12 protein-coding genes, 1 tRNA gene and 1 pseudogene are annotated in these 19,666 nt (G+C 70.4%); 4 read left to right on the top strand and 10 right to left on the bottom strand.

The window, feature by feature from the left end:
- Both AB0I66_RS33775 and AB0I66_RS33770 read left to right on the top strand, forming a co-directional pair.
- A partial coding sequence (locus AB0I66_RS33775) for a serine hydrolase (protein ID WP_363211803.1) occupies window positions 1–2,020 on the top strand: 2,020 nt, incomplete at its 5' end.
- A 275-nt stretch (window positions 2,021–2,295) separates the two neighbouring features.
- Entirely contained in the window at window positions 2,296–4,158 is a 1,863-nt protein-coding gene (locus tag AB0I66_RS33770; protein WP_363211802.1) for a glycosyltransferase family 87 protein, read from the top strand.
- Window positions 4,159–4,195: 37 nt separating this feature from the next.
- Here AB0I66_RS33770 and AB0I66_RS33765 read toward each other — a convergent pair whose 3' ends face one another.
- From AB0I66_RS33765 to AB0I66_RS33755, 3 genes are all read right to left on the bottom strand, one after another.
- Window positions 4,196–5,104 (bottom strand): MerR family transcriptional regulator, encoded by a 909-nt coding sequence (locus AB0I66_RS33765; RefSeq protein WP_363211801.1) that lies wholly within the window; start codon window positions 5,102–5,104, stop codon window positions 4,196–4,198.
- A gap of 88 nt (window positions 5,105–5,192) precedes the next feature.
- Window positions 5,193–5,804 carry a serine/arginine repetitive matrix protein 2 gene (locus AB0I66_RS33760; protein ID WP_363211800.1) on the bottom strand — a complete coding sequence of 204 codons (612 nt, stop codon included), beginning with the start codon at window positions 5,802–5,804 and terminating at the stop codon, window positions 5,193–5,195.
- Window positions 5,805–5,863: 59 nt separating this feature from the next.
- Window positions 5,864–7,654, bottom strand: coding sequence for a transglycosylase domain-containing protein (locus tag AB0I66_RS33755; RefSeq protein WP_363211799.1), 1,791 nt, complete (start codon window positions 7,652–7,654; stop codon window positions 5,864–5,866).
- 596 nt (window positions 7,655–8,250) lie between these two features.
- On the opposite strand from AB0I66_RS33755, the gene AB0I66_RS33750 reads away from it, so the two are divergent.
- The gene (locus AB0I66_RS33750) at window positions 8,251–9,447 is read left to right on the top strand and encodes a hypothetical protein (protein WP_363211798.1); all 1,197 of its coding nucleotides are present in this window, start codon (window positions 8,251–8,253) and stop codon (window positions 9,445–9,447) included.
- A gap of 72 nt (window positions 9,448–9,519) precedes the next feature.
- Here the strand turns inward: AB0I66_RS33750 and AB0I66_RS33745 are convergent.
- The 6 genes and pseudogenes from AB0I66_RS33745 to AB0I66_RS33720 all read right to left on the bottom strand — a co-directional run.
- Window positions 9,520–9,600, bottom strand: a pseudogene (locus AB0I66_RS33745) (Uma2 family endonuclease); the annotation flags it as partial.
- Window positions 9,601–10,230: 630 nt separating this feature from the next.
- A tRNA-Arg gene (locus tag AB0I66_RS33740) sits at window positions 10,231–10,303 on the bottom strand.
- Window positions 10,304–10,386: 83 nt separating this feature from the next.
- Complete coding sequence (locus AB0I66_RS33735) at window positions 10,387–12,459, bottom strand: pectinesterase family protein (protein WP_363211797.1); 2,073 nt, start codon at window positions 12,457–12,459, stop codon at window positions 10,387–10,389.
- Between the two features lie 83 nt (window positions 12,460–12,542).
- Entirely contained in the window at window positions 12,543–14,459 is a 1,917-nt protein-coding gene (locus AB0I66_RS33730; RefSeq protein WP_363211796.1) for a helix-turn-helix domain-containing protein, read from the bottom strand.
- 47 nt (window positions 14,460–14,506) lie between these two features.
- Window positions 14,507–15,925: an MFS transporter gene (locus AB0I66_RS33725; protein ID WP_363211795.1), complete on the bottom strand. Its 1,419-nt coding sequence runs from the start codon at window positions 15,923–15,925 to the stop codon at window positions 14,507–14,509.
- An 80-nt stretch (window positions 15,926–16,005) separates the two neighbouring features.
- Window positions 16,006–16,797, bottom strand: a complete 792-nt coding sequence (locus AB0I66_RS33720; RefSeq protein ID WP_363211794.1) for a 3-hydroxybutyrate dehydrogenase — start codon at window positions 16,795–16,797, stop codon at window positions 16,006–16,008.
- A gap of 358 nt (window positions 16,798–17,155) precedes the next feature.
- Here AB0I66_RS33720 and rho point away from each other — a divergent pair, with 358 nt between their 5' ends.
- The gene (gene rho, locus AB0I66_RS33715) at window positions 17,156–18,367 is read left to right on the top strand and encodes a transcription termination factor Rho (protein ID WP_363211793.1); all 1,212 of its coding nucleotides are present in this window, start codon (window positions 17,156–17,158) and stop codon (window positions 18,365–18,367) included.
- 9 nt (window positions 18,368–18,376) lie between these two features.
- Here rho and AB0I66_RS33710 read toward each other — a convergent pair whose 3' ends face one another.
- On the bottom strand, window positions 18,377–19,660 hold the full coding sequence (locus AB0I66_RS33710; protein ID WP_363211792.1) for a M6 family metalloprotease domain-containing protein: 1,284 nt from the start codon (window positions 19,658–19,660) through the stop codon (window positions 18,377–18,379).
- Window positions 19,661–19,666: the final 6 nt, after the last annotated feature.

Here is a 19,666-nt window from a genome sequence, read left to right as displayed (position 1 = left end):
TGACGCCAAGCCTGCCGACCCCATGGCGGATGCAAAGCCCGCCGAGTCCACGGTTGGCGCCGAGCCCACTGCCCCCAAGGCGGACGCTGCGCCTACCGCCCCCAAGGCGGATGCAAAGCCCGCCGGGTCCACTGCGGACGCCAAGCCCACCGACCCCAGGGCGGACGCCAAGTCCCCCGAGTCCACGGCGGACGCCAAGTCCCCCGAGTCCACCGCTGGCGCCAAGCCCAAGGCCGGCGCCGCCGCCTCGGGTGCCGCAGCCAGCGCCGCCGGAGGTGGCAAGCCCTCTGGTGGCAAGGGTGCTGGCGAGAGCACCGGCAGCGGCCCCAAGTCCTCGGCCGACGCCGACGCCGACGAGGAGTCCTCCGGCGACGCCCCCACCGGCGGTGTCGACCAGGCCACCGCCGTCTTCAAGGCGCTGTCGCCGAAGGCCGTCGATCAGCCGACCACCATGCTCAAGCTGGGCGACCACAAGCCCGGGGCCAAGAAGCCGGACGCAAAGCCGGACGCAAAGCCGGACGCAAAGTCCGAGGCAAAGTCTGCCGCGAAGCCCGAGGGGGACGCCGAGCGCACCAGCAAGTTCGTCGCGCTCAAGCCCCTCGACGACGCCCCGCAGGCCCCGGCAGCCACGCCCCCCGGAGCCAAGGCGCCCACGCCAGAGAAGGCCACGCCAGAGAAGGCCAACGTCGGGCCCGAACGCACCACCCAGCAGCCGCTGCCCCCGCGCCCGCCGCTTGATCTTCTCGCCGAGCTGACCAACACTCCGCCGCCCCCGGAGACCCCGGTCCGCACCGCCGTGCGGAGGGTCAAGATCTGGACGCCGCTGGTGCTGCTCCTGATCGTCGTCTTTGCAGTCGTACAGGCCGTGCGTCCGCTGCCGACCCCCACCCTCGCGCTGACCGCGCAGGAGACCGTCACCTTCGAGGGCGGCAAGCCGTCCATGCCGTGGCCCGCCAAGGGCCAGGCGGCGATGGACGTGAACGGCATCGGCACGTTCGGCACGTCCGGCGACCAGAAGCCCGTCCCGATCGCGAGCATCGCCAAGGTCATGACGGTCTACCTCGTCCTGCGCGACCACCCGCTGAAGAAGGGCAACCCCGGCCCGAAGATCCCGGTCGACGCCGCGGCGGAGAAGCACTACACCACCGGCAAGGCGGGCAACGAGTCGGTCGTCAAGGTCACCGAGGGCCAGAAGATCACCCAGTACGAGGCGCTGCAGGCGGTCATGCTGCCGTCCGCGAACAACGTCGCCAAGCTGCTCGCCCGCTGGGACACCAAGAGCGATTCCGAGGACGAGTTCGTCGCGAAGATGAACAAGACGGCCAAGGAACTCGGCATGAAGAACACCCACTACACGGACCCGAGCGGCCTCGACAAGACGACCGTCTCGACCGCCGAGGACCTCGTGAAGCTGGGCCGGGCCGCGATGGAGGACCCGGTCTTCAACGAGATCTCCCGCCAGCCCAGCTACAAGGACCTCAACGGCGACAAGCAGAACAACTTCTTCGGGCTCGTCCCGACGGTCGCCATCGGCATCAAGACCGGCACCACCACCGCGGCGGGCGGCAACATCCTCTTCGCCGCGGAGAAGAAGGTCGGCGGCCAGACCCGCACGATCATCGGCGCCGCCCTCGGTCAGTACGGGGAGAACGGCGTGGCCAACATCGACCAGGTCACCGGCGTCACCCGCAAGCTCATCGAGGCCGGTCAGGGCGAGCTCGAGGCCAAGACGATCGTGAAGAAGGGCGAGGTGGTCGGCCAGGTCGACGACGGGCTCGGCGGCACGACCCCGGTCGTCGCCACCAAGGACGTCGCCGCCGCGGGCTGGTCGGGCCTGACGGTCAAGCTGAAGCTCGGCGAGAAGGCAGGCGTCACCATCCCGCACTCGGCGAAGGCCGGTACGACGGTGGGCGTGCTGAGCGTCGGCGACGGCAAGGAAGGTGCCGTCGAGGTGCCCGTCGCGCTGCAGAAGGACCTGGCCGAGCCGGGCCTCGGAGCCAAGCTCCAGCGCGTCGGCTGAGGCAGGGGCAGCACAACGTACAGAGGCAGCGACAGCGGCACGTACAGAGGGGAGCGGGCATGGGCGCAGGCGCAAGCCGCCGCCCGTGCCCGCGCCTTGGCCGAAGCCGGCCGGCCTCTCGCGCACGGAGCCCCCGCCCCAGGCTCCGTGCGCGCCGTGCGTGCTAGCGTCACAAGTTCGGGGAGCAGTACGCCGGGGCTGAGCGACGGGGTGTTCCGGGACGGACCCCCTGGCGCGGCCCCCGGACGGACAGAACGACACGGGGAGTGCCGCAAGTGGCAACAGCGGAGCCGACGCGAGCCGACGACGCCGATCCTGAGCCCGGCACCGGTGGCGGCACCCGCACCGGGGCGCGAATACAGCTGCCCGCCCAGCGCGGAGCGCACCCCGTGACACCCGATCGGGCCCCCCGCTGGGAGCGGATCGTGCGGCACCCGGTGACCATCACGACCGTCACCGCGGCCGTCCTGCACGTCGTGTGGTTCTTCACCTTCGCCAACAGCGGCGGTGACCTCGCCGCGCAGGACGCCTGGGCCGAGTTCGTCGGACGGCACCCCGACTCCGCGTACAACCTCGCCTGGTACGGCGGGATGCACCCGGTGTCGTACAGCGTCGTCTCGCCGTATCTGATGTCGGTGCTCGGCGTCCGGACGACGATGATGATCGCCGGGACGGTCTCCGCCGCGCTCCTCACGATGATCCTGGTCCGCAGCCGGGCGGTGAAGCAGCCGCTGTGGCCCGCGTTCGCGGGTGTCTTCGCGCTGTTCTGCAACGCGGTGTCGGGCCGCGTGACGTACGGCCTCGGCCAGATGTTCGCGCTGATGGCCGTCGCGGCCGTCTTCTGCTGGCCCTACCGCTGGCGCTACAAGCGCTGGGCGAAGGCGCTGGTCGCCGCGCCGTTCGCCGCGCTCGCCACGATGGGCAGCCCGGTGGCCGGCCTCTTCGTGGGCCTGGTCGCCGTCGCGCTGTTCCTCAGCAAGCGCTACCCCGGCGCGTACGCACTCGGGGTGGCGCCCGCCGTCGTCGTGGGCCTTTCCGCGTGGCTCTTCCCGTTCTCGGGCACGCAGCCGATGTCCTTCGGGTCCGCGTCACTGCCCCTGATCTGCTCCGGCCTCGTCTTCTTCCTCGTGCCGAAGGAATGGAAGACCGTGCGGATCACCACGGCCGTGTACGCGGCGTTCGTGCTCGGTGTCTGGCTGATCAGCTCGCAGATCGGCTCCAACATCTCCCGCCTCGCGATGTCCTTCGGTGGCGTCGCGCTGCTCGCCGCGCTCCCGTTCGCGGTGAAGAAGTCCCGCAAGTGGTACACGATCGTCCTGGCCCTCGTCGCCTTCACCGGCTGGGTCGGCTTCAAGGCGATCGACGACATAGTGCACACGACGCCCCAGGCCTCCTGGACGCGTGAGCTCGCGCCGCTCGTCAACGAACTGCAGGAGGTCGGCGCCGAGAAGGGCCGCGTCGAGGTCGTGCCCGCGCGCAGTCACCGCGAGGCCTCCGCGCTCTCGCCGTACGTGAACCTCGCCCGCGGCTGGAACCGCCAGGCGGACATGGAGCGCAACCCCCTCTTCTACGACGACACCCTGAACTCCGCGAACTACCACGAGTGGCTTCAGCGCTGGTCCGTGCATTACGTCGTGCTGCCCAAGGGTGAGCCCGACGGTGACGGCGGCAAGCGCGAGGCCGCGCTGGTCGAGCGGGGCCTGCCGTATCTGAAGCAGGTGTGGGTGGACTCCAACTGGCAGCTGTACGAGGTCACCGACCCGACGCCGCTCGCCGACCCGCCCGCGGTCGTCGACCGCGCCGAGGCGGGCGGCATGACGATCGAGGTGAAGGAGGCGGGCCGCGTCCTGATCCGGGTGCCGTACTCGCCGTGGCTCAGCATCGTCGACGCAGACGGCAAGGGCGTCGAGGGCCCCAAGGAGACCGAGGAGTCCAAGCGGCTGCGGGAGAACGACGAGGACCGCCCCAAGCAGTTCGACAACGTCAACGGCTGCCTGATGGAGGCCGAGGAGGACGCCGAGGGCGACAAGTGGACCGAACTCCTCGCCCCCGGCCCCGGTGTCTACCGCCTGGGCGCGCCCTACCAGCTGCCGCGCGGCACCGCCTGCCCCGAGGAGCTGCGGGAGAGCGTGCGCTGAGCGTTCCGCCGCGGGGCCGCGCCCCGCGGCGGGGCGCCTACGCCGTCGTGACCGGGAACGCCACGTCGCACACCTGGTCCTCGGGACCGGCGGAGTCCCACTCCACGAAGTAGATCTCGCGGCAGGCTCCTGCGACCTTCAGGCCTTCGCGGGCCACCCACGCCTCCACCGCCTCGAACGCGCCGAGGATCTGCGGATAGGAGACCTGGGCCTTGGTGATGCGGGTGTAGGCGATCCGGTGCGCGGGCTCCACCCGGGAGGTCGTGCCCCGCTGCCGCCCCGCCTTCGCCGCCCATGCCCGCGCCGCCGCCGCGTCCCTGACCGGTACGCAGGCCTCCGCCGGGCCGTCGCTGTCCTGGGTGACCTCGGCGTGGTAGACGACGAACGGCGAGTCCGCCATGCCGCCGCACTCGCTCTCGGCCGCCTCCTCCAGGCGACGGGTCGACGCGTCGATCCAAGTGGGCAGTTCCTCGGAGAGCAGGTGCCTGCTCTCGCAGATGACGTACTGCTCGGGCACGTCGAAGGTCTTGACCTCGAAATCTTTCCCGTACATCTCAAATCCTCTTCCGGACAGGCGTCCACGGAGGTACCCCACGAGCGTGCGCTGCTCCGCGTGCCGCTCCTCGACGCCCGCCCAGTAGGCGGCGACCGCAAGGCCCGCCCCGTCGCCGTCCAGCCGTACCGTCGCGGTGATGTCCGCGAGCGGCATGCCGAGGCGGCGCAGCAGGACGATGGTGCGGGCGTGTTCCACCTGCGCCGCGCGGTAGTGGCGGTAGCCGGTGGAGGCGTCGACGTATGCGGGGGTCAGCAGCCCGAGGCGGTCGTACAGGCGCAGGGCCTTGGGCGAGAGCCGTGCGCGGGCGGCGAACTCACCGATGGTGAGCAGGGGTTCGCCGTCTGCCGGTTCTCCGCCTGCTGGTACGTCTGCCTGTGCGTGCGCGTCCATGGGGGCATCCTCCGTCACCGGGCCCGGTGGCCCGGCACGGCGACGATGGGCTCTGCCCCAGGGGGAAGGTCAACGGTGGGCGTGCGGGTCAACGGTGGCCGTAGTACGCCTGGGCCTCCAGCCAGCGGCGGTGCCTGCCGCGCCGTACGCCGACGATGATCGCTGTGCCGGAGCCCGCGAGGAGGCCGAGGACCGGCACGACGACGGTCACGACGATGCCGCCGACGAACGACGCGAAGTCGGCGTCGTCGCCGGGGGCGAAGGTGAGGGCGCCGCGCCGGTCGTCGCAGGTCACGCGGTAGTCCGCCGCGGTGTCGGTCTTGAGCACGAACACCCGCTCCCACTCGACGCTGCCCTTGGTGACGGTGAAGGTGCTCTCGGGCGTGGTCACGCGCGGCGTGGAGCCGGAGGGGCCGGAGACGACCTCGCAGCGCGCGCGGGTGACGAAGGGGCTGCGTACGTAGATGGCGGCGTCGTCGTCGGGTCCCATCCGCAGGGTGACGGACTGCCCGCTCGTGAACGCCCTGTCGTCCTCGACGGAGTCCACCGTCGAGGTCAGCGTCAGCAGGAAGCTGGCGACACCGATGCCCACACAGACCGCCGCGATCACCGCCGCGACGACGAACCACCGCCGCCGGGGCCGCAGTTGCCCCGCGTCGATGCGGGGCGGCGGCCCGGGAGGTGGCCCATAGGGATACATATCGGAACGATGACAGCCGGGCGGGGGGTTGGGGAAGGGTGCCGGCCCCCGGGCCGGGACTATGGCTGATCGCCGCTGCCCGTCCCGGTGCCGGCGCCGCGGTCGGTGTCCGACTTCACGTAATCGCGCCAGATCTGGACGGGAAAGACGTTCCCGTGCCGTGAACTCGCCCCGCCCACACCGGACATGGGCAGAAGTTGCGGCTTGTCCGGATTGCTCCTGAACATCGTCACGGCGGTCGAGAGCTCGTCGGTGGTGGCGGTGAACCAGGCCGACCGGAGGCGGTCCTGGTCGCCGGTGCGGCCGGCGACGACCGGCGTGCCGACGGCGGCCTCGCCGACGCCCCGCATCGCGTCGGCGGTCTCGTCGGCCACGTCGGGATCCAGCGCGCGTCGGACGCCGGGCCTCGCGAGCCCGTCAACGGTCTCGCCGGTGTCGTCGTTCCTGACGACCTTGGTCACCGAGTACGGCTCGTGCCGCAGACCGCGGCTGACGAAGGTGCCGTAGGCGTTGGCCATGCGGATCGCGCTGGGGGTCGACGTACCGATGGGGAAGGTCCGCTCCAGGCGCGCCATGCTGCCTTCGAGCAGCCCGGCCGCGACGGCGGTGCGCCGCACCCGCTCCCACCCGACGTCCTTGCCGAGGCGTACGTAGGTGGCGTTGCCGCCTTTCGCGAGGGCCTGGCGGAGGGTGGGGGTGGTGGATTCGCGCAGGTGGCCGCTGTCGTCGTAGGAGCTTCCGGCGGAGACGGACTGCCACGGCGTGCCGCGCCCGCCTGGCCGTGTGCTGATGCCGTGTTCGAGGGCGGCGGCGAGGACGAAGGGCTTGAAGGCGGAGCCGACGGGGACGCCGGAGGTGTCGGCGTTGTTGGTGAAGTGCTTCGTGGCGTCGGACCCTCCGTAGAGGGCGACGATGGCGCCGTCGGAAGGGCGCACGGAGGCGGCGCCGACCTGCACGTCCTTGTCGGCGGCGCGTTTCTCCGGGTCGATCTCGCGGTCGAGCACGCGCTCGACCGCTCTCTTCAGCTGCCGCACCTTGTGCCGGTCGAAGGTGGTGTGGATCTGGTGGCCGCCGCGCGCGAGGTCCTTGTCGGTGAGGGAGGTGTGCTGCTTGATGTATTTGTTCGCGACGTCCACGAGATAGCCGGTCTGCCCGCCGAGGCTGGTGGTGCGGGACTCCTTGTGGGGTTCGGGATAGACGGTGAACTTCCCGCGCTCCTCGGCTGTCATCAGCCCCGCCTTGACCTGCCGGTCGAGGATCCACCTCCAACGGGACTCGGAGCGGTGGTGATTGACCGCGTTCACGGAGGGGTCGTACTGCTCGGCACCCTTCAACAGGGCGGCGAGGGCGGCGCCTTGGCCGGGGTCCAACTGGCGGGCGGGGATGCCGTAATAGGCATGGGCGGCGGCTTCGATGCCATAGGCCCCACGCCCGAACCAACTGGTGTTGAGATACCCCTGTAGAATCTCCCGCTTGCTCTTCCTCTGGTCCACCTTCAGCGCGATGACGAACTCCTTGACCTTGCGCGTCACCGTCTGGTCCTGGGAGAGGTAGGTGTTCTTCACGTACTGCTGGGTGATGGTGGAACCGCCCTGGGTCTCCTGCCCCCGGACCATGTTGACGGCGGCGCGGGCCAGGCCCTTGGGGGAGACTCCGGAGTCGCTGTAGAAGGTGTCGTTCTCGGCGGCGATGACGGCGTTCTCGACGGCATCGGGAATCTCCGAGAGCCGCACGTTCTGCCGGTTCACGTCACCGGTGCTCACCATCTGGGTGCCGTCGGCCCAGTAGTAGACGTTGGCCTCGCGCCGGGCGGCGTCGTTCTCGTCGGGAATGTCGACGGAGGCGTACACGAGCCCGAACAGACACCCGAGTCCGACAACGAGAAACGCGAACCCCCCAAGCAGTTGCCGCCAGGAGGGAACCCACCGCCGTGGTCCGCGTCTGCCGCGCCGGGGGTAGTCGACGAGGCGGCGACGGCTGCGGCTGCGGCTGAGACTTCGGCTGCGGCGACGGCATGGCTTGCGCGTCGGCTTTACCTGAGTGTGTGTCCCCATGGTGGGGGAGAGGGGAGCGGCGTGGGTGAGGGTTGGCCGGGTACGTATTAGGGGGACGTAACAGAGCTTTGGGAGCCCTCTCGACGATCACTGGCAGGGCCCGGCCGCGGCGGCTCCCCTTGGCCACGGCCGGCCCGCCTCTACCACGGGGTCGGCGACGCGGGAGTGCGCCGACCTCCGTGGGAGCTCGAAAGCGACGGCTGCTGCGGCTGCGGTTGCGGCACGGCGCAAAGAACACCATCACAACCCGAAGCCACCGCTTCTCCTCCCGTGTTCCCAGGGCGGGCCGGTCGACACAGGTTGAATGCGCGAAGGGTGCGGGCGGACCCTGGAGGGGTGGGAAGCAGGCGTTGCGGGCGCAAGCGGTGCTCTCGCCTGCGAGGCTGTGGTGCGTGACGTATGCAGTGAGTGTGGACGCGCGGATAGCGGCCGGTACCCCGGAGATGGATGAGCTGCAGCGGATCGGCGCCGGTGCTCTCCTTGAGGACGGCTTCGAGTCCGTGGAGGAGATCGCGGGACCCGACGGGACGGAGATCAGTCTCCGCGACACATTTGTGGGCGTGTACCCCGGTGGAGCGCTCCTGAAGGTCTTCGTGGACGCCCCGGCGCTGGAACTCGCCGAGGAGACCGTCCGCGAACTCGTGGAGGAACTCCTGGAGCGTACGGAGCTGCTCGCGGACTGGACCGTCGAGCGCTGCCAGGTGGAGCTGCACCCGGACCAGGCGAGGGAGAGCCTGGACGCGGCCGACGGCCCGGACGCCCCGCCGAACGACGTCGAGTCCCGCCGCGCGCGCCTGATGGGACTGGCCGGTGAAGCGGCGTCCCCTCACGCGGCAGGAACGACGGCGGAAACCGAAGCGATCCGCGCCAAGATCAGGGCGATGGCCCCGAGGCTCGCGGCGTTCGGAGTGGGAATGTTCGGCGTACCGGAGCCAGAGGAGGAAGAGACCAAGGACGCCGCGCACCCGAAGAACGCACCCTCCGACTCCACCCCCGGCATCACTGCCGAGGACGCAGAGCTGGCCGCGGGAGCCCTGATCTGGGGTACGGATGTCCTCCTGGACGAGCTGTTCCAGGACGCGCACGCCCTGGACCGGGAGGCGACGAATGTCGCCGAATGCGACGGCCCCATGTGGCTCCTGGACGAACTGCCCCCGCGTTACGCCCTGCAGTACGACGCCCGCTTCGCCCGCCGCTTCCTCGTGACGGCGATCGCCCTGACGACGCGCCTGACCGAGGGAAGCTTCCGGCAGCTGAGCTGCGTGGCCGAGGAACTGGCGCTCAGACTGCTGCTGCGCGAGGCCGAGGTCACGCTGGACACCTTCGGCCTCCTGGACGAGGGCGTCGCGTCAGCCCTGGAATGCTTTGCCGAGCTGGTCTACGAGGACATGGACCACGAGTGGCTCTACGACGACGCGATGGACGGCATAGACGAGAGCGAGGCAGGCGAGGCCCTGGGCATCACCCCCCTGGCCATCACCAATTGGTTCACCCCGTTCAACAAGGACCGCTACGTCCACCCGTACGCGGCGGATGAGCCCGAAACCGGGACAAGGGCGAGCGACGAAGACATCGTGCCCCCGTCGTAGGCCTTCCGGGCACAGCGGCGGGCACCCATCCTCGCGAGGGTCGGACCTGACCGAGGTCGATCTCCACCGGGCACCCGTCGCGGCCTGCTCGATCCGCCAGCAGAAGCCGATGCCCGCCTTGGCGTACTGGTCGACCTTCACGATCCGGTCGGTGGCACGTGCTCGGGGCGGGTCGATAAAACACCTCCCGGACACCGCCTCGCGGGCCCGATCCCGCTGGATCGCTCCACCAGTTCAATCTCGATGGGTGCGGCGGACTCGATCTCGATCGTGACCCCTTCGTCCTCCTGGAGGACGTCAGAGGGAGCATCGACGGGGAGTACGACCAGCCTCGTGTGCGGTCGAGGAAGTCGCCCCAGGTCCAGAGGCGGATCGTGACGCAAGATGTCGACGACACGAACAAGAGTCTCGGGGATGCTCACGCTGCACGAGTCCCCACGTTTCAGGTGGTGAGGGCTCGGCTCGGTGCGAAACAGCGTGTACGACCACTCCCACGAGTCAGGGTCGACGGGGAAGGCCACTTGCCCGTTCCATCGGAACCGGGAGTCCGGATCGATCTTCTCCCAGGGCCACTCCACGGAGACGTGGAGGCCCCGGACATCGGCAACTCGCGCCCTCGCCGGCGAGCAACTGACTCTCAGTACATCGCCCACCTGGTACTCCGGTCGACCGCCCTCGCGCTTCACCACGCTGTTCCTGACATGTCCGATCCGTGTCCGAAGGTTAAGGCTGGTGGTATGTCAAAGGCCCCGGACCAAGATCGGTCCGGGGCCTTTTGCCTTGTGCCCCCGGCAGGATTCGAACCTGCGACACCCGCTTTAGGAGAGCGGTGCTCTATCCCCTGAGCTACGAAGGCAAGGTGGCGCCGCCATGGATGGCGGTTCCAGACAGGGTAGCGGATCGGGGTGAGGTGGCGGTGCGGGGCCGGGGGTGGGGCAGTCAGGGGGTCGGGGTCCAGTTGCCCAGCCAGTCGGCGGTTTCCTGGTCCTTGGCCTGGGTGTCCGTCAGGTGGGGGCGGTCGGTGCCGGCCGGGCCCGCGCCCGCGCCCGTGTTCTTGTACTCCGCGAAACGGTCGTCCTTCCAGGAGAAGCCGCCCATGTCCGTCCATGGGGTGGTCCTGATGGCCGCGCTGAGGGACGAGTCACGGACCGTGGTCTGTGGGTCCAGGGTCGCGTCGCCGCCCGCGTGCCAGTTGCGGCCCAGGTAGAAGCTGCGCGCGGACACGTCGCCGTTGACCGTGGTGCGGGTGATCAGGAAGCCCTTGCGGTCCGGGGCGGTCGAGGGCGCGGTGACGTAGCCCTGCGAGGAGCCGTCCCAGCGCTTCTTGAGGGTGATCACCGAGCGGTCCACCACGGCCGTCGCGCGGCCGAAGATGAAGTCCGTGTTGCCGATGATGTAGGAGTTCTTGATGTACGCGCGGCCCAGTTTCGCCTTGGACGCCGTGTCCAGGAGCAGCGTGTCCTGGTCGCCCTCGACGATCACGGTGTCGAGGAACGCCTTGTCGGCGGCCGTGCGCAGGGCCACCGCCTGGTGGCCGGACATGTCCTGGTGGGTCTTCTCGTCGAAGTCGTTGGAGATCGTCAGGTTGCGGGCCTGGAAGTCGTCCGCCTCGGCGGCGACGGTCGCGCTGCCCGAGGTGCCGTAGGTCCCGGAACCGTCCGGCTTGGGCGTGCCCGCCGCGTTGTCGTACACGATGACCGTGTCCTTGCGGCTGCCGCCCGTGCCCTGGAGGGTGATCCGGGGCTTGTTCGACGGGATCTTCACCGTCTCGCGGTAAGTGCCCGGTTTGATCGCGACCGTGACCCGCGACGGGTTGTTCGCGGGTACGGCGTTCACCGCCGCCTGGACTGTTCTGTACTGGCCGCTGCCGTCCTTCGCCACCGTGAGGGTGGCCTGAGCCGTGGCGGACTTCGCCGACGTGACGCCCAGCGTCGCGCGCGGGCCCGCCCCCGCCTTCAGCTTCGCCGGGACGTCCGCCGCCTTGTCCGGCGTGTAGGCGTAGAAACTCTTCGGGTCGAAGGCTGTTCCGCCGCTCTCGTTGCGGCCGCTGGTGCCCTTGAAGATGTTGCCGCGTTGCACGACCGACGCCGTACTGTCCTTCGTCACCGGGTTGTTGAGGCCCTCGAAGTAGCTGTTCTCCAGGACCATCTTCGTCTTGCCGCGCGAGTAGTTCCCGTAGGACGACGTGATGTCCGTGCCCGCCACGTCCTGCAGATAGTTGTTGTAGAGGTGCGCGTGGGCCACGTTGTCCGTGGACGGATTGCGCTGCTCCGTCTCGCGGAACCAGTTGTGGTGGATCGTGATGTCGGCCGTCGTGTTCTCGGTCCAGCCGATGCCGAAGGTCTTGTTGTTGTCGCTCAGCTTGTTCCAGGACACCGTCAGATACGTGGTGTCCTTGCGGCTGTCTATCAGGCCGTCGGCCATGTGCCGCAGGTCGTTGTGGTCGATCCAGACGTGGTGCGCGCCGTCCATCTGCACGGCGTCGAAGTCGTGCTCCTTGTCGTTCCACGTGCCCGCGTACGAGTCCCGGATCGTGAGGTTCCGGATGATCACGTTGTGCACGCCCTGGCCCAGGAAGAAGCCGCCCCCGACGATCTGGCCCGAGGTTCCGGAACCCACGATCGTCTTGTCGGACGCGACCTTGATCTCCTTGCCCTTGGGGTTCATCGTGATCGTCGCCGCGACCACGATGACGTACGGGTCGGAGGCCGTCGCGTACTTCTCCAGGTCCGCGAGCGTCTTGACGGTGACCGTCTTCCCGTCGCGTCCGCCGTAGGTGCCGTTCTGGCCCAGCGCGTTGACCGAGGCGAAGCCGTCGGCCACGTCCGCCGCCCAGGCGCCGGCGGAGCCCGATGCGGCCGACGCCTTCGGCTGGGCGTCCTCGCCGAACATGCCGAACGCCGTGCCGTACGCGAGACCCGCCGCGGCCGCCACGGCCACCGGGACGCCGAGTCGCATGCTGATCTGCCGCCGCCTGCGGTGCCGCTGCTGCGTCGCTCTCGTGTGCTTCATGTGGGGTAGCCGCCCTGAAGATCGGTGGTGTGCGTTGCGCAGGGCAGTTGCCACCACCGGGCGGATTGGTTGCCGTGAACCCTCTAAACCGATGCCGACGCCGACGTGTACGCATGCAGGCGCAACGCCAGCTGGATCTCCAGCGCCCGCTCCGGCGACTGCCAGTCGGCGCCGAGCAAGTGGCCTATCCGGTCGAGGCGTTGGACCACGGTGTTCACGTGCACGTGGAGGGAGTCCTTCGCCTTGGACTGGCTCATGCCGCAGGCGAAGTAGGCCCGCAGGGTGTGGATCAGTTCGGTGCCGCGTCTGGTGTCGTAGTCAATGACCGGGCCCAGCGTGCGGCGTACGTACGAGTCGAGGTTGGTGTCCTCGCCGAGGAGTACGCCGAGGAAACCCAGGTCGGGGAGGTCCGCGCCCTGCCCGGTGTGGCCGAGCGCGCGCAGGGCGGAGAGGCACCGCAACGCCTCCGCGTGCGTCAGGGAGAGGGCCTCGGGGCCGATCGCGGGGCCCGCGGCGCCGACCGTGACCGGCGCCCCGGCGGCCTGGGTGAGCTCGGCGGCGAGCGCGCGGGCCCGCGATCCGGTGTCGTCGGCCGGGATCACCAGGGCCACGTGGTCGTGGTGCAGGCCGGAGAGGCCGCGGTGGGCGCGGGCCGCGCGCGCGGCCGACGAGAGCAGCAGCCGGCGGGAGGCCGCCTCGCTGTGGGCGACGAACACCGCGTGGGGCAGGGTCAGATCGACGTCCAGGCGGCGGGCGCGCGCGGTGAGGCGGCCCGGGGTGCCGGAGAGGGAGAGCAGGTCGCCGAGGAGTTCACCGCGTACGCGGTCCTCCGCCTCGGCGGCCGAGCGGCGGAGGAGCAGGAGCAGCGCGGTGACGACCCCGGCGCGTTCGAAGAGGCGGCGGTCGGCCTCGCCGAGGTCGGGCCGGCCGGTGAGGGCGATGCTGCCGAGGAGCTCGGAGCCCGCGAGCACCGCGCACACCCAGGTGCCGTCGAGGGGTACGGCCCGGCCACTGGCGCGCGAGGCGGCGACGGCCCTGCCCGGGGGCGTACGGGGGTCTGCGTCCACGCGGGCGAGTTCCGTGCCGTCCGCGTCGTGGATGAGGGTGCCGCCGTCCAGGAGGGCGCCGATGGCCGTGGCGACCTCGGTGAAGTCGCCGCCGCGCAGCACGAGATCGGTCAGGCGGTCGTGCGCGTCCTCGGCCCTGCGCAGCGCCTCGCTGTGCGCGCGAATGGTCTGCGATGCCGCGTTCAGGTCGACGAGCGCCGCCCGGGTCTCCTCCATGCGGCGCGCGCTGTCGATGGCGATGGCCGCGTGGTCGGCGAGCGAGGAGAGCAGCGCGCCCTCGTCCGGCGTGAAGGCGCGGGCGGTGCGGTCGGCGGCGTACAGGACCCCGATGATGTGGGTGCCCTGCCGCAGCGGTACGCCGAGGATGGCGTGCAGGCCCTCTTCCAGTACGGCGCTGTCGATGGTTGCGGTGTGCTGGAAACGGGGGTCGACCTCGTAGTCCCCGGTGGCGTACGGGCGGGCGGTCTGCGCGACGAGGCCGCCGAGGCCCTCGCCCATGCCCAGGCGCAGGTTCTGGAACGCGGCGGAGACCGAGCCGTCCGTCACGCGCATGTAGGTGTCGCCCGCCGCCGGGTCGTTGAGGGACAGATACGCGACGTCCGTACGGAGCAGCAGCTTGGCCCGGTGCACGATGGCGCGGAGCACCGCGTCCAGGTCGCGCAGCGCGGCGAGGTCGCCCGCCGTGTCGAACAGCGCGGTCAGTTCGGCTTCTCTGCGCTGGTGCTGGTTGAGGGTGCGGCGTACGCGCAGGGCGGTCTGCGTGGCCTCGTCGACCGCCGCGAGCTGGGCGCCGCTGGCCCCGGCGGCGCGGGCCGCGGCGGCCGGCCGGGCGAACTGCTCGGCCGGCGCGTCCTGGGCGAGCAGGTCGAGCAGTTCACGCAGGGCGGCGGTGCACACCTGCTCCCGGTGGGCGGCGTCTGGGGAGCTGGTCATTCGACGGGTCGCCTCCGGGAGCGGGGTGCGCGTGCGCGTGGTGCGGTTCAGGTGCGGCTTCCGATTGTCGCCGAGGCCGCGCCGCTCGCACCCTCGGAAGCGGAACGCTGTTCGGCCGGAGAGGAGAGCGAACGGCCCCGGGTCTCCTTCGCCACGAGCACCGTGAGCGTCGTGATCACCACTGTCACGCAGACGTAGAGCGAGACCGGTGTCGCCGAATCGAAGTCCTTGAGGAGCTCCACCGCGATGATCGGCGCGAGCGCGCCGCCGATGATCGACGCGAGCTGTGAGCCCATCGACGCCCCGGAGTAGCGCACCTTCGTGTCGAACATCTCGGAGATGAAGGCGGCCTGCGGCCCGTACATCGCGCCGTGGAAGAGCAGCCCGACCGTGACGGCGAGGGTGATCACGGCGAACGACTCGCTGTCGACGAGCGCGAAGAACGCGAACGCCCACAGGGCCATGCCGATGGAGCCGATCAGGGTGACGGGCCTGCGGCCGATGCGGTCCGAGAGCGCGCCCCACAGCGGGATCGTCACGAAGTGCACGGCGGAGCCGATGAGGACGGCGTTCAGGGCGGTGCTCTTGGGCAGTTCCAGGTGCACGGTGACGTAGACGAGGACGAAGGCCGTGAGGATGTAGTACGAGACGTTCTCGCCGAGCCGGGTGCCGATCGCGGTGAGTACGCCGCGCCAGTTGTGCCGGAAGACCTCGACGACCGGTGCGTCCTGCTTGGCGGCTTCCCCCGCGGCTTCGGCGGCCTCCGCCTTCGCCTGCGCCTCCAGGAACAGCGGCGACTCCGACACCGAGACCCGTATCCACAGGCCGATGATCACCAGCACCCCGGAGAGCAGGAACGGGATGCGCCAGCCCCAGGCGAGGAACGCCTCGTCGGACTGGACGGCGGCGAGGAGCGCGAGGACACCGGTGGCCAGGAGGTTGCCGCCGGGGGCGCCCGCCTGCGGCCAGGATGCCCAGAAGCCGCGGTTCTTGTCGTCGCCGTGCTCGGAGACGATCAGGACGGCGCCGCCCCACTCACCGCCGAGCGCGAAGCCCTGGATCAGGCGCAGCACCGTGAGCAGGATCGGGGCGCCGACGCCGAGGGTCGCGTGGGTGGGCAGCAGGCCCATCGCGAAGGTGGCGCCGCCCATCATCATCAGGCTGAGCACGAGCAGTTTCTTGCGGCCGATCTTGTCGCCGTAGTGGCCGAAGACGACGCCGCCGAGAGGCCGGGCGGCGAACCCGACGGCGTACGTGAGGAAGGACAGGAGGGTGCCGACCAGCGGGTCGCTGTCGGGGAAGAACAGCGTGTTGAAGACGAGCGCGGCGGCCGAGCCGTAGAGGAAGAAGTCGTACCACTCGATGGTGGTGCCGATGAGGCTTGCGCTGATGATGCGGGCGATTCCTGGCGTGCCCGGGGTCTTGCCGGGGTTCTTGCCCGGGGCGCGCGGCGTTGCGGCTGCCATGGCGTGATCCGTTTCTCGATGGGGACGTGCGGGTGACGTGAGGCGGGCGTGTGGTGAAGGGGCGCTGGGGGAGCGGGTGTTCAGCCGGCGGTCCAGCCGCCGTCCAGGGGCAGCGAGGCGCCGGTCACGAAGCCGCTGTGCGGGCCGCAGAGCCAGAGCGCGGCGGCGGCGATCTCCTCGGGTTCGATGAGCCGCTTGGCCGCGGAACGCCGCAGGAGCACGTCGGTGAGGACCTGCTCGGGCGCGATGCCGTGGGCGGTGGCCTGGGCGCTGATCTGGTCCTCGACGAGGGGCGTGCGGGTGTAGCCGGGGCAGAGGCAGTTGCTGGTGACGCCGTGCGTCGCGCCTTCCAGGGCGGTGACCTTGCTCAGCCCCTCCAGGGCGTGCTTGGCGGTGACGTAGGCGGACTTGAAGGCGCTGGCGCGAAGACCGTGCACGCTGGAGATGTTCACGACGCGGCCCCAGCCGCGGGCGTACATGTGGGGCAGCGTCCTGCGCAGCAGGAGGAACGGCGCGGTGACCATGACCCGCTGGATCAGGTCGAACCGCTCCGGAGGGAACTCCTCGATGGCGGCGACGTGCTGGAGCCCGGCGCTGTTGACGAGGACGTCGACGCGCGTGGGCAGGGTGTGCACCGCGGCGGGATCGGCGAGGTCCACGGCGTGTGCCTCGCCGTCGATCCGGTCGGCGACCTCCTTGGCCGCGTCGGCGTGCCGGTCCACGACGTGCACGAAGGCGCCCGCGTCGGCCAGGGCCACGGCACAGGCCCGCCCGATGCCGCTGGCGCCGCCGGTGACCAGGGCGGTGCGTCCGGTGAGGTCATTTCCGGCGAGGGCTGCGGGGGTGTCACCGCGGGGAGTGGGGCTCGTCATGGCCGGAAACGTAAGGGTGCGCCGGGCGGGGTTCCCATGTGTGGGGCCCACATAACCGGGGAGCGGTTCATGTGGGTGGGCGTGGCGTCCTCGTGCGTATCTGGTGACCCACGTCACGTTCGGAGCGCCGCGAGCTGTGCTACCTTGCGAACAGCACGTGTGTACGCCGCCTTCTGCGGCGCCGGTGCCAGTCTTCTTTTCTTCCGCCTCGTCGAGGCTCTCGTAGTCCAGCGGCTCCCCGGTTCGTGACTCTTCGCGAAGCCTTCTGCCGCAGTTCTTCACTCCGCCCGTCGTACGGGACGTGAACACACCGTTCCGCCGGGCCCCTTCATTCGCATGCTCGCGAAAGGACCCCATCATGAGTACCGCAACCATCACCCGCGACAAGAGCACCACCACAGCCGCCACCCCGGCCACCACCACGGCCCCCGCGACCCCCGTCGTCGCCGCCTCCGGCATCCTCGACGTGAGTCACAACGCCAACGGCCATCTCCGTACCGGCGATTGCCTCCCCACCCCGAACGACGTGCAGGTTCCCTCCGCGCTCATCCGCCGGCTCGGCCTGCGCGCGGGTGACCTGGTCGAGGGCGTCTGCGGCAAGGCCCGCACCCTGACCGGCGTCGAGCGGGTCAACGGACACTCCGCCGAAGCCCTGCGCAGGCGCGCACAATTCGGCGACCTGACCCCGCTGCACCCCCGCGAACGGCTCCGCCTGGAGACCCCTGGCAGCGGCGGGGGCAGTGTCGCCACCCGGCTCATCGACCTCGTGGCCCCCGTCGGCAAGGGCCAGCGCGGCCTCATCGTCGCGCCGCCCCGCACCGGCAAGACCGTCCTGCTCCAGCAGATCGCCGCCGCCGTCAGCGCGAACCACCCCGAGGCGCACCTCATGGTCGTGCTGCTCGACGAACGGCCCGAGGAAGTCACGGACATGAAGCGTTCCGTACGGGGTGAAGTGCTCGCCTCGACCTTCGACCGGCCCGCCAAGCAGCACATCGCCCTGGCCGAACTCGCCGTCGAGCGCGCCAAGCGGCTCACCGAGGAGGGCAAGGACGTCGTGATGCTCTTCGACTCCCTCACCCGGCTCTGCCGCGCGTACAACAACGCGGCCTCCAGTGGCGGCCGCACCCTCTCCGGAGGTGTCGACGCCGCCGCCATCCAGGGCCCCAAGCGCCTCTTCGGGGCCGCGCGGCTCGCGGAGGAGGGCGGGTCCCTGACCATGCTCGCCACCGTGCTCGTGGAGACCGGATCGCGCGCCGACGACTACTACTTCGAGGAGCTCAAGGGCACCGGCAACATGGAGCTCCGCCTCGACCGGGGCATGGCCGAACGCCGGGTCTTCCCCGCCGTCGACGTCACCCCCTCCGGCACGCGACGTGACGAACTCCTGGTGCCCGCCGACGAGTTGACGGCCGTACGCGGCCTGCGGCGCGCCCTGCACGGCAGGGACGCGCAGAGCAACCTGGAGGCGCTGATCGAGCGCCTGCGCAAGACCCCGGACAATCTCGCCTTCCTGCGCCAGGTGCAGCAGACCGTGCCCGGCGCCGGGTCCGCCAAGGTCAACGGCGGCTGAGGCGTGGCCTTACGGCCGGGTGACGTGCACCCGGTAGCGGCCCGCCTCGTCGATGTCCGTCACCGTGATCCGTACGCCCGTCTTCTTGTCCGTGAAGGTCTGTCCGGGCTCGTAGGTCGCGTCGGAGAGCTCCGCGTGGACGTTCGGCCGGCGCGTGCAGCCGCCGCTGTCCTTCGTGGAGTCGGCGACCGTGATCGGGCCGTGGCCGGTGTCGATCTCCGCGTCCACCCGGTAGATCAGGACCCCCGGCTTGCAGATCGCCTCGTCGTTGCCGCCGCGGGTGCGCACCTCGACGGCGTACCCCGTCCGCTCGCTCAGCGGCACGAAGGCGAGCTTGGTGCCGCCTTCCGTCGGCAGCGGGCTCAGCGTGTGCTCGGTGGTGCCGGAGTTCGACGCGCAGCTGACCTGGTCGTCGCCGAGCCAGCCGAGCTTCCACTTGTGCCAGGCCACCAGGTCGTTGTTGGCGCCCCAGTCCTCGCTCATGATGTCCCAGTGGCCGACCGCGCCGCCGCCCTCCTGCGTGTACAGGTCGGGCAGGCCGAAGACGTGGCCGTTCTCGTGGGGGAGCACGCGGTAGCCGGTCTCGCGGTAGCTGCCCGAGCCGTCGTCCTGCCTGCTGTAGACGAAGGACGCGTTCGATACGGGGACGCCGTCCGCGACGGGGGCCTCGGTGTTCCCGGCGAAGGTCACCGAAAGGACCGTGTCGAGCGCGGAAGGGCCCGCGTTCGGCGTGATGAGGATGTTCACCAGGTCGTACTCCCGGAAGTCCACGTCCGGGTCGGCCTCCGCCACGATGTCCGTGACCAGCTCGCGGTAGCCGGGGTCGAAGGGGGCGCCGCGCTCTATCCCGTACTCCTTGAAGCTCTTGGGCATCCGCAGCCAGTCGGAGACCGGGGACTCCGGGCGGTAGTCGAGCCGTCCGTAGGAGCTGGTGCGGAACCAGTCCGACGTCTGCGGGAAGAACTCCGCGAGGCGGTCGAGCGCGGGGCCCTCACCGGGGGCGTCGGAGAAGTCGACCATGAGGTTCAGGGCCCGGACGGTGCCGGTGGAGCGGGAGTAGCCGGTGGGGGTGGGCATGCCCTCCGACATCTGTACGCCCATCGTGCCGCTGATCATGCACGGGTTGAGGGTGGTCGCGCGGGCCAGGGAAGAGGGGCCCGCCGCCGTGGGGGACTCCTCCATCAGGCGGCCGGTGCTCGCCGATGTGGTGACCGTGAAAGCAAGGACGGCGCAGGTGGCGAGTGCAGCGCCACGTCGCGCTCCGCATATCTGCCTCCAGGTCGGCTGCTGCATGCGTGG

Origin of the sequence: Streptomyces sp. NPDC050439 (genome assembly GCF_040655335.1) — a bacterium.
Classification (GTDB): domain Bacteria; phylum Actinomycetota; class Actinomycetes; order Streptomycetales; family Streptomycetaceae; genus Streptomyces.
The sequence above is the reverse complement of the archived record's forward strand: the minus strand, read 5'-3'. Positions and strand labels throughout refer to the sequence as shown.

Bases quoted from the DNA above. Each gene is read 5' to 3' on its own strand.
- rho (WP_363211793.1), top strand. From the start codon at position 17,156: ATGAGTACCGCAACCATCACCCGCGACAAGAGCACCACCACAGCCGCC.
- AB0I66_RS33710 (WP_363211792.1), bottom strand. From the start codon at position 19,660: ATGCAGCAGCCGACCTGGAGGCAGATATGCGGAGCGCGACGTGGCGCT.
- AB0I66_RS33765 (WP_363211801.1), bottom strand. From the start codon at position 5,104: ATGGACGCGCACGCACAGGCAGACGTACCAGCAGGCGGAGAACCGGCA.
- AB0I66_RS33730 (WP_363211796.1), bottom strand. From the start codon at position 14,459: ATGACCAGCTCCCCAGACGCCGCCCACCGGGAGCAGGTGTGCACCGCC.
- AB0I66_RS33735 (WP_363211797.1), bottom strand. From the start codon at position 12,459: ATGAAGCACACGAGAGCGACGCAGCAGCGGCACCGCAGGCGGCGGCAG.
- AB0I66_RS33725 (WP_363211795.1), bottom strand. From the start codon at position 15,925: ATGGCAGCCGCAACGCCGCGCGCCCCGGGCAAGAACCCCGGCAAGACC.
- AB0I66_RS33720 (WP_363211794.1), bottom strand. From the start codon at position 16,797: ATGACGAGCCCCACTCCCCGCGGTGACACCCCCGCAGCCCTCGCCGGA.
- AB0I66_RS33760 (WP_363211800.1), bottom strand. From the start codon at position 5,804: ATGTATCCCTATGGGCCACCTCCCGGGCCGCCGCCCCGCATCGACGCG.